Raw genomic sequence first — 11,799 nt, 5'->3', positions numbered from 1 at the left:
CTAGCGTGGAACGACAAGAACCACTGAGGATCAGAAATGGCCGCCAGTTCCCTGTTTGGCAAAGTAGCCGAGCTGATAATGGGTAAGAGTGCCCCTAGCGGCGGCGGCAAGGCGGCCAGATCGATCTCGAATGCCTACGCAGACGGCATCCGCCGCATTGTCGGCCACATGGAAGAGCTCGCCTCGCCGACTTTGTTGGCCGGATCGGTGCAGTTTGTTGGCTTTGCCGATTTGAAACAGCGGCTTGGCGATAAATGGCAAGTTGTCGCCGACCGCGCTGCCGCCATTGCCGAAACCGAAATAGACTCCCTCATCGGCCCCGATGACATTTATAAGCCCGACGGTGAAAACGGCTATCTAATCTGCTTTGATTCAACCGACGAAGACTATGCACATATGTGCGCTCAGCGTATTTCGAGTGCCATCGAAGTGCGCCTGCTCACCGAATTGCTTGATCTGGAAGGCCCGCGCCAAGTCGACACTTTCGTTTCCCGGGTTGAAGTTGAACCCATCCGCAACGCCGCAGACCCGGCTCAGGTCTTACAAAATTCGCTGGAGCGCATTCGCGCCGAGGCCAGCGTCGGTCGCCATGGCAACATTCCCAACCTGTTGCACGTCGGCGCGCTCTACCAACCAATCTGGTCTTCCCAGGACTATGGCCATACCAGCAACCGTTGTTTGCTCGACCCGGTAGCCGGATCTGTAACTGCCCGTCGCATCAGCGAAATTGATGAAGCAGAAAGCCTCATTGAAGTCCTGGCGCGACTGGACAGCGTTCTGTACACCAAATCCATTGAAGGCCTGCATGACGCGCTCAAGGTGCTCAAGCGCGCCGGCATCATCGTCCCGGTCAACTATTTGACCTTGAGCGGCAAGCATGCCGAGGATTTTCTTAAGCTGGCGTCCCAACTGCCGCCCGACTACAAGAAATTTATCACGCTCGACATTGTTGGCATCCCGGCCACCGGATCGACCGAAACCCTGCGTGATATCGTAACTCTGACCCGCCAGATAACCGAAACCATCATCTTGCAAACGACCCCGCAAGATCCGCGACTTGATGCAGAACTGCTTAGGCTGATCTGGGGTGTTTCGATCAACATCGCCGAGCAGGCTGCCGATGACGCTGATCTTGGCCGCGACTTGCTCCGGTTTGCCCGCCTCTCCACCAGCAAGGGGCTGCACAGCTTTGCCTATGGTGCAAATACCATGGGCCGCGCCATCATGGCCTACGAAGCCGGTATCGAATATATCGGCGGTGCTGCGGTGCACCCCACAGTGTCCTCACCCCGCCCCGAATCCCGTTTCAATCCGATCTTTGGCGAAAATGTTACCCGCCTGCGCCAGTCAGGCAGCACCAAAAGCCTGCGATCACACACCCGCTTTGCTCCGCGCAATCCCAATTCAACCTTAACCGTGCCCGGCGGGCGTCCAACCCAATGCCGCATTCTCAATGTGTCAGCTTCGGGCGCCGCAATCGTCACCTCCCAGCGCCCGAGCCCGGGCACAATCGTGGCCATAGGCTCGATTGCGGCTGAAGTCGTGCGCGCTTCCGAGACTGGAATCGCCGTTCGATTTCTGGAAATTCAGCTCCCCGAAACTGCCGGTGCCGCCTTGGCGACACCACTTGAGGATAGTTCCCTGCTCGAAACACTACGTTAAAAGATTACCGCCAGTCCCATTGCCCCCAAGATCAGCATGATGACAATGGCAACGAGCATCAGAACAAAGACAATTTTTGCCAGGCCCGCCGCGCCCCGGGCAATTCCGGAAAAACCCAGGGCCCCGGCAATCAGGGCAATAATGATCAACGTTATCAGCAGACCGAACATGGTGTGACGCTCCTGTGATTAAACTCGGATCACAACGAGGTGTCGCGCCGCTGGTTCCCACCCTTTACTTTGCCACCCGCGCCACAATCACCAGTGCCGCCAGACAATTACGGCCAAGGCTTTGGATATAGTTGGCCCGGCGTTCGGCAAAGTCAGGCCCCAAAACCACCTCATTGGCCTGATGCTGACCGCTCGACAGGCTTTTGCCCGCGGCTTTCATTTTCGCGGCCAATTGCAATTGCTCCGCGCTTTCATCCGCGACCGTCAAAATTTCAAAGCCCGCCTTTTCAATCAAGGCAACCAGGGCCTCCTTACCGACGAGATGGCTGCCTTCCGCCGTCAATGACCACGGCAATGGATAGATCGGATTACCCTCATTCAGCACAGCTTCACTCCACACGAAGCGCCCACCTGGCCGCACGACCCGCGCGCATTCACGCAGCACTTTTGCCCGGTCCGGCAAGTTCATGCCGACATAAAAGCAATAGCCGTGCTCGAAAACATCATCGTCAAATGGCAGCGCCGCAGCATCCGCGCGCGCAAAGCTTGCCTGACCCTCCATGCCACACAAGGCCGTCAGTTCATTAGCCGCCGCAACAAACCGCTCGGTAATATCAATGCCGCTTACCCGGCAACCATAGGTGTTGGCCATATAACGCGCTGGCCCGCCAATGCCAGACCCCACATCCAATATATGCTCGCCAGCGCCCGGCTCCAGCCGCCGCGCATGTTCCTGGGTGGCCAACAATTCCCGACCATGAAACTGATCAAACGGATAAAGCGCCTCGGCGTGGAGTTTGCGCCCGTCTTGCTTTGACCAGGGCACCGCCACCAGAATTTTTTCAACAATGTAGGATGAGCCGTAATGTTCCTGAACCGACAGCGCCATTTCCAGACACTCCATCGCGCCCTGAATATCCCCACGACAACCTTGTCGCGATGGGCGGACCTCAATATTATCCTTGCGCTCTGCCATCGCAGCCGACAATCGAATTCGTGCGGGCACAACTGATCAAATGTTGCCCGTCACCCGGCGCACTAACAGCAAAGCGCCAAACGCGGCCCGCGCCCCCTTCCCTTTGCGCTGCTCTTCCGTTAGACAGCCCACTTAACCACCATGCCCAATCCTGACACACGTGTTGCAGCGCCAGATGCCACGCGGGTTTACGCAGGGCGGTTAATCTGGCCCGGCGATTCTCCTGCGCCGCGGCCGCGCCTCGACAACCAAGCCGCGCCTCGACAACGAAATTGAGTGAGCCATGCCAAAACGCACCGACATCAAATCGATCCTCATCATCGGTGCCGGACCGATCATTATCGGACAGGCATGTGAGTTCGATTATTCAGGCACGCAGGCCTGCAAGGCGCTCAAGGAAGAGGGCTACCGGATCATTCTGGTCAACTCAAATCCTGCCACCATCATGACCGACCCCGATCTGGCCCATGCCACCTATATGGAGCCGATCACCCCCGAAGTTGTCGCCAAGATCATCGAAAAGGAACGCCCTGACGCACTCCTGCCCACCATGGGTGGTCAGACAGCACTGAACTGCGCCCTGTCGCTGCGCAAGATGGGGGTTCTCGAAAAATATAATGTCGAAATGATCGGCGCCACCGCCGACGCCATCGACAAGGCCGAAGACCGCGAACTGTTCCGCGACGCCATGAAAAAGATCGGGCTGGATACGCCCCGCTCAATGCTGGCGCACAATACCATTGAAGCGCTTCAGGCGCTCGAAGTCATCGGCCTACCCTGCATCATTCGCCCCAGCTTCACCCTTGGTGGCACCGGCGGCGGCATCGCCTACAACCGCGAAGAATATCTGGCCATCTGCGAAAGCGGTATCGACGCCTCCCCCACCAACGAAGTTCTGGTCGAGGAATCAGTTCTTGGCTGGAAAGAATTTGAAATGGAAGTTGTCCGCGACAAGAAGGACAACTGCATCATCATCTGCTCGATTGAAAATGTCGATCCGATGGGCGTGCACACCGGCGACAGCATTACTGTCGCCCCGGCCCTGACCTTGACCGACAAGGAATATCAGATCATGCGCGACGCCTCGCTGGCGGTTCTGCGCGAGATCGGGGTGGAAACCGGCGGCTCCAACGTGCAGTTCGGCATCAATCCGGCTGACGGGCGCATGGTCGTTATTGAAATGAACCCGCGCGTTTCGCGCTCTTCGGCGCTGGCCTCAAAAGCCACTGGCTTTCCCATCGCCAAGGTCGCCGCGCGTCTCGCGGTTGGCTATACGCTTGATGAACTGGAAAACGACATCACCGGCGGCGCCACCCCGGCATCGTTTGAGCCCACCATCGACTATGTCGTTACAAAAATTCCCCGCTTTGCCTTTGAAAAATTCCCCGGTGCCGACAATCGCCTGACCACCGCCATGAAGTCGGTCGGTGAAGCCATGGCCATTGGCCGCACGTTCCAGGAAAGCCTGCAAAAGGCCCTGCGTTCGCTTGAAACCGGCCTTACCGGTTTCAATGAAATTGGCATTCCCGGTTTGGGCGAAGGCGAAGACAAGAACGCCATCAAGGCTGCTATCGGCACCCCGACGCCAGATCGCCTGCTCCACGTTGCCGAAGCAATGCGCCTTGGCATGAGCCTTGAGGACATCCACGAAGCCTGCAAGATCGACCCTTGGTTTCTTGAGCAGATGCAGGGCATCGTCGATACCGAGGCCAAGGTGCGCAAACTCGGTCTGCCCGACAACGCGCCCGCCCTGCGTGGCCTCAAGGCCATGGGCTTTTCCGATGCGCGTCTGGCTGACCTCTGCGGCCAGCATGCCAGCGACGTGCGCAAGCTGCGCCGCGCCCTCGACGTGCGTCCCGCCTATAAGCGCATCGACACTTCGGCCGCCGAATTCGCTTCCCCCACCGCCTATATGTACTCGACCTACGAAACCCCATTTGCCGGCAGGCTGGCCGACGAGGCGTTTCCCTCCGAGCGCAAGAAGGTGGTTATTCTTGGTGGCGGCCCCAACCGCATCGGCCAGGGTATCGAGTTCGACTATTGCTGCTGCCATGCCGCGTTCGCGCTGTCCGATGCAGGTTATGAAACGATCATGGTCAACTGCAATCCCGAAACCGTTTCGACCGATTATGACACCTCCGACCGCCTCTATTTTGAGCCGCTGACCGAAGAAGACGTCATCGAAATTCTCGAAATCGAAAAGCAGAAGGGCACGCTGCTCGGCGTCATCGTTCAGTTCGGCGGCCAGACACCGCTCAATCTGGCCGAAGCCGTTCAAAAGGCCGGTGTGCCCATTCTTGGCACCCAGCCCGATGCCATTGATCTGGCCGAAGATCGCGACCTGTTTTCAAAATTGCTCAACAAGCTCGAGTTGACTCAACCCAAGAACGGAATCGCCTATTCCCTTGAACAGGCTCGACTTGTTGCCGAGCGGCTGGGCTATCCGTTAGTCATTCGCCCTTCTTATGTTCTAGGGGGCCGCGCCATGGCCATCGCCCATTCGGCCAATGATTTTGAGCGCTATGTGCAGGACACGCTGACCGGTCTGGTGCCACCCGATATCCTGCACCGCTACCCTAACGACAAGACCGGCCAGATCAATTCGGTCCTCTCGGACAACCCCCTGCTGTTTGATGGCTATCTTTCCGACGCCATTGAAATCGACGTCGATTGCCTGTGCGATGGCAAGGATGTTTTTGTCTGCGGCATCATGGAGCATATCGAGGAGGCCGGTATTCACTCAGGCGACAGCGCCTGTTCGCTGCCTGCGCAAAATCTCAGCCCCGAAATCATCACCGAGCTCAAGCGCCAGACCGCAGAGCTTGCCTTCGCCCTCAAGGTTGGCGGCCTGATGAATGTGCAATATGCCCTCAAGAACGGCATCATCTACCTGCTCGAGGTCAATCCGCGCGCCAGCCGCACCGTGCCCTTCGTGGCCAAGGTCATCGGCCAGCCCATCGCCAAGATCGCCAGCCGCATCATGGCCGGTGAATCGCTGGCCAGTTTTGGTCTGGTCGAAAAGAACTTCAAGCACATCGCGGTCAAGGAAGCCGTCTTCCCATTCAATCGCTTCCTTGGCGTCGACACCGTGCTTGGCCCGGAAATGAAATCGACCGGCGAGGTCATTGGCCTCGATACCGATTTCGCCATGGCTTTCGCCAAGTCGCAGATGGGTGCTGGCTACAAGGTGCCCGCCTCGGGCGTTGCTTTTGTGTCGGTGCGCGATGCCGACAAGGAAAATATTGTCGATAGCATCCGCCATCTGGTTGCGGCAGGTTTTGATATCCTGGCCACCAGCGGCACCCAGAAATATCTGGTCGAAAACGGCGTCCCCGCCACCAAGATCAACAAGGTGCTCGAAGGTCGTCCGCACATCGTTGACTCGATGAAAAACGGCGGCGTCCAGCTGGTGATCAATACCACCGATGGTGCCAAGTCCATTTCCGACAGCCGCGACATCCGCCGCACCGCGCTACTGGCAAAAATCCCCTACTACACCACAATCCCCGGCGCGGTTGCCGCTATCAATGGCATCATCGCCTACCAACATGGCAACCTCAACGTACGGCCATTGCAGGACTATTTCCTAGATTAGTCGGTCGACCGGCGAGAACCGTAATGTGCGCAAAAGCGCCCGTCGGGAGGATGAAGATCCTTCTCCCGACGCGGCCAACGCAATTGCTTTTCCCATTTGGCCCCTGCGCCATTTCCCGAATATGCTAGTTTGATGCGAACGCGGCGGCGAGGGTTTTCATGGCGCTTTTCGGCTTTATCGACCCATTATATACGCTTTCGGGCCTGGTCGTCGGCGCCATTGTCGGGCTGACGGGCGTCGGCGGCGGCTCGCTCATGACCCCGCTGCTGATCCTTCTGTTTGGCGTTCACCCCGCCACTGCCGTCGGCACTGACCTGCTATATGCCGCCGCCACCAAATCTGCTGGCACCCTGGCCCATGGTTTTAATCAGGTCATTGACTGGCGCATCGTCGGCCTTTTGGCCAGCGGCAGCGTCCCCGCCGCCATCATCACCGTCTGGTTGCTCTCCAAAACCGGTATTCAAAATGATGACGTCTCGCGCGTCATCTCCATTGCCTTGGGTGTCATGCTGCTCCTGACGTCTCTCAGCATGTTTTTCCGCCCACAACTGATAAAATTGGCCGCCGGCCGTCCCGAAATGGGCATAAAGCGACAAGCCGTGCTGACGCTCCTGACCGGCCTCATCATCGGCATCATGGTCTCGATTTCCTCGGTTGGCGCCGGCGCCGGAGGCGTTGTCGCCCTGATGCTGCTTTACCCCAAAATGCCCACAGTCCGCATCATCGGCTCCGACATTGCCCACGCCGTACCCTTGACGCTGGTCGCCGGTATGGGCCATTGGGCCATCGGCTCGATCGACGGGAACATGCTGGTTTCGTTGCTGATCGGTTCCATTCCCGGCGTGCTGATCACCAGCCATTTCGCGCCACGCGTCAATGAGGCGCTGCTGCGCGTGCTTCTCGGCTGCATCCTGGTACTGGTCGGCACTCGCCTGATTTTTTCCTAGTTTCGGGCGAAAAAGCCAGCAACCGCATCCAACGCCGCCTCAATCGCCGCCTCGTCAATGTCAAGATGCGTGACCCAGCGCTGGGTGCCATAAAGCCCGCCAACAGCAATCCCCCTTGCCCCGAGATATGCCACCAACCGCTCACCGAGGTCGGGCTCGGTGCGCACAAAGATGATATTCGTATCAGGCATTTCAACATTCAATTCGGCGAACTGGTCCAATCCCAGCGCCAGTTTTTTGGCCCGAGCATGATCCTCCGCCAGGCGGTCGATATTATGCGCAAGCGCATATAGCCCACCTGCCGCCAAAATTCCGGCCTGCCGCATTCCCCCGCCCAGCATTTTTCGCAACCGTCTCGCCTTGTCGATCTGCGCCCGCGCCCCAACCAACACTGAGCCAACCGGCGCCCCTAATCCCTTCGAGAGACAAATCGACACCGTATCGAAGGGCGCCACCATCTGGGCAATGTCAACGCCCAGTGCCACACTGGCGTTAAAAGCCCGCGCCCCATCGAGGTGCAGCGCCAGCCCCTTGCTGTGCGCCAACGCCGCGACCACCTCCATATAGGACATTGGCAATGCCTTGCCGCCAAAAGCGTTCTCCAGCGCAATCAATCGCGTGCGGGCAAAATGCATATCGTCGGATTTAATGGCGGCTTCAATGTCGGCCAGTGCCATGGTGCCATCGGCCAGATGCGCAATTGGCTGCGGCTGGATCGAACCCAGAACGGCCGCCCCGCCCGCCTCCCAGCGATAGCAATGAGCCATCTGACCCACGATATATTCGTCGCCCCGCTCGCAATGGCTCATCAGCGCCAAAAGGTTCGATTGCGTTCCCGAAGGGACAAACAGCCCCGCCGCCTTGCCCAACATTGCTGCCACCCGCTCTTGCAGGGCATTGACGCTTGGGTCCTCGCCATAAACATCGTCGCCGACGTCGGCTTCAGCCATCGCCGCCCGCATTGCCGGGGTTGGGCGGGTAACAGTGTCAGAACGGAAATCATGGCGGATCGGATGCATGTGGCGGGCCTTCAGAAACAAAATACCGCCTTGGGATACCCCCAACCAATCGCCAAAGCCACCCCGGCTTTCAGTCAAAAATCAAAGCCGACGCGCCACGATCAGCATGCCCTTGATCGGCGCGCCGCGATCCTGACGCAGCGTATCCCGCTCAAGCCGCAGCACTTCAAATCCCGAGGCCAGCAACGCGATGCGCGTTGCCTCGACACTATGGGCAAAGCGCAGCGATGGTCGTAGAAATAGCGCTTCGCTGCCCTCATGCTCTTCGAGCGAAAACACCAGCAGCCCGCCCGCGCGCATCGCCTTGTGTGCGGCTATGAAAATAGGCGGCAACGCGCCGCAGTAAATCAGGACATCGGCAGCGGTCACCAGATCGGCCTGCCCGTCAAACCCATTGAGATATTCAACCAGTTCGCCCTTGTGCAGCGCGTCGTAGCATTGCTTGCCCGCGCATTCGGCAATCATCGCCGCCGACAGATCAACGCCCTCAAGTCGCCCAACCACGGCCCGGATCCTGTCGCCCATCAGCCCGGTGCCGCACCCAAGGTCCAGTGCCAGCTCAAACCGCTCCCACGCCGTCTCTGCCATGGTGGCGGACAATAGCCCGGCCAGCATGGTGGGCACGCCATAGCTCAGCCGTTCCACCAGCGCGGTTTCAAAATGCGGCGCATATTGGTCAAACAATGCCTCGACATAGCTGATCGCTGTGCCCTTTTCGGCACTGCCCGCACCATAGGCCGCCAGTTTCAACTTGGCGCCGAACAGCCCCTCATCGTCGTGCGCCTCAAGCGAACGCCAGGCCGATATCGCGTTTGATATCGCGCCCGCCTTTTCATGAAAATCACCCAACAGGCTCCATCCGGCAGCCCAATAGGGCGTCAGTCCAAGCGCCTGCTCCATCAGTTCAGCTGCTGCGGCATAGTCGCCGTCGTCGGCATACTGACGTGCGCGATCCGCCCGCCGATCAGCGATCATATCGCCAGATGATAAAAACGCCTTGAGCAAGACGATATTGTCCGGGAAAAAACCGGTCAGACACCGGCATCGCCATTTCCACTATTCCGCAGGCAAAATCAAGCACCATCTTGCATCCCCCATCCAACGACTCATCGGCCAAGTTTAATGTGCCATATTGATGAACGTTATATTTCAAGCTAGAAATTTAGGGTCGGAACTTGCGACCAATCGACAAAGGCGTGTTGACGAATAGTCTGCCTGCTGAAGTGATTAGCGAATTTCGATTGATAACCGATTGAAAACAGTATGTTTTTAGTCGCCATACAGCAGACTGCACGAGGGAACGCGCATCATGGCATCTGGCACCGTAAAATGGTTCAACGGTCAAAAGGGCTACGGATTTATTCAACCTGACGAGGGCGGGGCGGACGTATTTGTCCATATTTCTGCGGTTCAAAGGTCGGGCCTCAACGGGCTCGACGAGGGCCAGAAGGTGACTTACGAGATCGTTCAGGACAAGCGGACGGGTAAATCCACCGCCGACAATCTGACGGCCTCCTGATCACACTGACAACATCGGTTCGGGCGCGGCCACTGCAGCGTCGCGCCCGAACCATATCCGGAGCTACTGGTACGAGCGGGGGTAAAATCGTCGCCTCTTGTAAGTCCAGAGCAAATCCCCACCTTGTGTCGTATGGGCCCGCTTGACCGAAACGGTTTGGGCGGGCAGTCTAGTTAAAACTTCCCCCAAAAATATCGTCGCGGTGATGCCGAACGGAATTTGGCAGGAAGTAAACCTGTATGCGTGCCGATGGAGGCCAGACAAATGGAAAAAATTCCAATGACGATTTCGGGGCACAAAGCCCTCAGTGCTGAATATGAGCACCGCACGGCCCATGAGCGCCGGCGCATCGTCGAGGCCATTGCCGAGGCACGTGCGCATGGCGACCTGTCCGAAAATGCCGAATACTCGGCTGCCAAGGAACAGCAAAGCCTCAACGAAGGCCGCATTCAGGAGCTGGAATCCACCCTGGCGCTGGCCGATATCATTGATGTGTCCAGGCTTGGCGGCAAAAGCGTCAAGTTTGGTGCCACTGTCACCTATATTGATGAGGACACCGAGGAAGAAAAAACCTATCAGGTCGTTGGCGATCCCGAAGCTGACGCCAGCGCTGGCCGCATTTCGATTTCCTCGCCCATCGCTCGCGCCATGATTGGCAAGGAAGAAGGCGATTCGTTCGAGGTTTCCGCCCCCGGCGGGGCAAGAAGCTACGAGATCATCAAGGTCAAGTACCTCTAGCGCCTGATCTTTGGGAAAATAGCTGCCTCAACGCGACTTTTCGGTGCGTTACGCCGTCACAATGTCGCAAGATCGCGACTTTATCTTGAATCATCCTCCCTTCCCCTCTTTATTGGCGGGAAGGGAATTCTTGTTATTCTGGGAGCGTTGCGATGCACGCGAAAGTCATCATTGTCGGTTCAGGTCCCGCCGGATACACGGCTGCCATCTATGCGGCTCGCGCCATGCTTGAACCCCTCATGATCCAGGGCCTGCAGCCGGGCGGCCAGCTTACCATCACCACCGATGTTGAAAATTATCCCGGCTTTGCCGATGTCGTCCAGGGCCCCTGGCTGATGGAACAGATGCAAAAGCAGGCCGAACATGTCGGCACCAGAATCGTCAACGATCTGATCGTTGCAGTTGATCTGGATGTGCGCCCCTTCGTTCTGACCGGTGACAGCGGCACGCGCTACACCGCCGACAGCCTTATCATCGCCACTGGTGCTCAGGCCAAATGGCTTGGCCTGCCGTCCGAGGAAAAGTTTCAGGGCTTTGGCGTATCTGCTTGCGCCACCTGCGACGGTTTCTTTTACCGCGACAAGCAGGTGGTTGTTGTCGGGGGCGGCAATACGGCGGTTGAAGAGGCCTTGTTTCTCACAAATTTTGCTTCAAAGGTCATTGTCGTACACCGCCGCGACGAATTCCGCGCTGAAAAAATTCTGCAGGATCGCCTGTTCAAGAATCCCAAGATCGAAGTGCGCTGGAATACCGAGGTCGTCGAAATCGGCGGCGCCCCCATGCCACCATCGGTCAATTCCATCACCCTGCGCGATACCGTCACTGGCCAGACCACCGAACAACCCGTTGACGGAGTGTTTGTCGCCATTGGCCACGCACCTGCGACCGCAATCTTTGCGGGCAAGCTGGACATGAAACAGGGGGGCTACCTGCAGGTTCAGCCCGGCACCTGCCAGACCAATATCCCCGGCGTTTTTGCCGCAGGCGATGTCACTGACGATATATACCGTCAAGCTGTAACCGCTGCGGGCATGGGCTGCATGGCCGCGCTCGATGCCGAACGCTTTCTGGCCGAACACGAATTGGCTGAAGCTGCCGAATAGCCAATTCGTGCCAGAACCGTTACAAGCAGGGCGGGAACAAGAATGGGATGACGCGCCGTACCAAAATGGC

The 11,799-nt window shown here is 58.0% G+C and carries 10 protein-coding genes; 6 read left to right on the top strand and 4 right to left on the bottom strand.

Annotated features, from left to right (window positions below; all coding sequences use genetic code 11):
* Nucleotides 1-36: 36 nt before the first annotated feature.
* Nucleotides 37-1,662 carry a PilZ domain-containing protein gene (locus PSQ90_RS12755; RefSeq protein WP_282210673.1) on the top strand — a complete coding sequence of 542 codons (1,626 nt, stop codon included), beginning with the start codon at nucleotides 37-39 and terminating at the stop codon, nucleotides 1,660-1,662.
* Here the strand turns inward: PSQ90_RS12755 and PSQ90_RS12750 are convergent.
* Both PSQ90_RS12750 and PSQ90_RS12745 read right to left on the bottom strand, forming a co-directional pair.
* Nucleotides 1,659-1,832 (bottom strand): DUF1328 family protein, encoded by a 174-nt coding sequence (locus tag PSQ90_RS12750; protein ID WP_282210672.1) that lies wholly within the window; start codon nucleotides 1,830-1,832, stop codon nucleotides 1,659-1,661. The two genes, PSQ90_RS12755 and PSQ90_RS12750, sit on opposite strands and share 4 nt — an antisense overlap.
* 64 nt (nucleotides 1,833-1,896) lie before the next feature.
* Nucleotides 1,897-2,721, bottom strand: coding sequence for a methyltransferase domain-containing protein (locus PSQ90_RS12745; protein ID WP_282210671.1), 825 nt, complete (start codon nucleotides 2,719-2,721; stop codon nucleotides 1,897-1,899).
* 370 nt (nucleotides 2,722-3,091) lie between these two features.
* Between PSQ90_RS12745 and carB the strand changes: the two genes are divergently transcribed.
* A complete protein-coding gene (gene carB, locus PSQ90_RS12740; RefSeq protein ID WP_282210670.1) occupies nucleotides 3,092-6,403 on the top strand; it encodes a carbamoyl-phosphate synthase large subunit in 3,312 nt (1,103 codons plus the stop codon).
* Nucleotides 6,404-6,561: 158 nt separating this feature from the next.
* A complete protein-coding gene (locus PSQ90_RS12735; protein WP_282210669.1) occupies nucleotides 6,562-7,350 on the top strand; it encodes a sulfite exporter TauE/SafE family protein in 789 nt (262 codons plus the stop codon).
* Here the strand turns inward: PSQ90_RS12735 and ltaE are convergent.
* Both ltaE and PSQ90_RS12725 read right to left on the bottom strand, forming a co-directional pair.
* Nucleotides 7,347-8,390, bottom strand: a complete 1,044-nt coding sequence (gene ltaE / locus PSQ90_RS12730; RefSeq protein ID WP_282210668.1) for a low-specificity L-threonine aldolase — start codon at nucleotides 8,388-8,390, stop codon at nucleotides 7,347-7,349. The genes PSQ90_RS12735 and ltaE overlap by 4 nt on opposite strands.
* A 60-nt stretch (nucleotides 8,391-8,450) precedes the next feature.
* Nucleotides 8,451-9,374 (bottom strand): class I SAM-dependent DNA methyltransferase, encoded by a 924-nt coding sequence (locus tag PSQ90_RS12725; RefSeq protein WP_282210667.1) that lies wholly within the window; start codon nucleotides 9,372-9,374, stop codon nucleotides 8,451-8,453.
* Between the two features lie 304 nt (nucleotides 9,375-9,678).
* Between PSQ90_RS12725 and PSQ90_RS12720 the strand changes: the two genes are divergently transcribed.
* The 3 genes from PSQ90_RS12720 (at nucleotide 9,679) to trxB (ending at nucleotide 11,729) form a co-directional block, all read left to right on the top strand.
* The gene (locus tag PSQ90_RS12720) at nucleotides 9,679-9,888 is read left to right on the top strand and encodes a cold-shock protein (protein WP_282210666.1); all 210 of its coding nucleotides are present in this window, start codon (nucleotides 9,679-9,681) and stop codon (nucleotides 9,886-9,888) included.
* A gap of 264 nt (nucleotides 9,889-10,152) precedes the next feature.
* On the top strand, nucleotides 10,153-10,626 hold the full coding sequence (gene greA / locus PSQ90_RS12715; protein ID WP_282210665.1) for a transcription elongation factor GreA: 474 nt from the start codon (nucleotides 10,153-10,155) through the stop codon (nucleotides 10,624-10,626).
* 152 nt (nucleotides 10,627-10,778) lie between these two features.
* Nucleotides 10,779-11,729 (top strand): thioredoxin-disulfide reductase, encoded by a 951-nt coding sequence (trxB, locus tag PSQ90_RS12710; RefSeq protein ID WP_282210664.1) that lies wholly within the window; start codon nucleotides 10,779-10,781, stop codon nucleotides 11,727-11,729.
* The last annotated feature ends 70 nt before the right edge of the window (nucleotides 11,730-11,799 follow it).

Source organism: Devosia rhodophyticola (genome assembly GCF_028816475.1).
Lineage (GTDB): Bacteria > Pseudomonadota > Alphaproteobacteria > Rhizobiales > Devosiaceae > Devosia > Devosia rhodophyticola.
Note: the sequence above shows the minus strand (reverse complement) of the source record. Positions and strands in the feature narration are given on the sequence as shown.

Bases quoted from the DNA above. Each gene is read 5' to 3' on its own strand.
- PSQ90_RS12755 (WP_282210673.1), top strand. From the start codon at position 37: ATGGCCGCCAGTTCCCTGTTTGGCAAAGTAGCCGAGCTGATAATGGGT.
- PSQ90_RS12750 (WP_282210672.1), bottom strand. From the start codon at position 1,832: ATGTTCGGTCTGCTGATAACGTTGATCATTATTGCCCTGATTGCCGGG.
- PSQ90_RS12745 (WP_282210671.1), bottom strand. From the start codon at position 2,721: ATGGCGCTGTCGGTTCAGGAACATTACGGCTCATCCTACATTGTTGAA.
- carB (WP_282210670.1), top strand. From the start codon at position 3,092: ATGCCAAAACGCACCGACATCAAATCGATCCTCATCATCGGTGCCGGA.
- PSQ90_RS12735 (WP_282210669.1), top strand. From the start codon at position 6,562: ATGGCGCTTTTCGGCTTTATCGACCCATTATATACGCTTTCGGGCCTG.
- PSQ90_RS12720 (WP_282210666.1), top strand. From the start codon at position 9,679: ATGGCATCTGGCACCGTAAAATGGTTCAACGGTCAAAAGGGCTACGGA.
- greA (WP_282210665.1), top strand. From the start codon at position 10,153: ATGGAAAAAATTCCAATGACGATTTCGGGGCACAAAGCCCTCAGTGCT.
- trxB (WP_282210664.1), top strand. From the start codon at position 10,779: ATGCACGCGAAAGTCATCATTGTCGGTTCAGGTCCCGCCGGATACACG.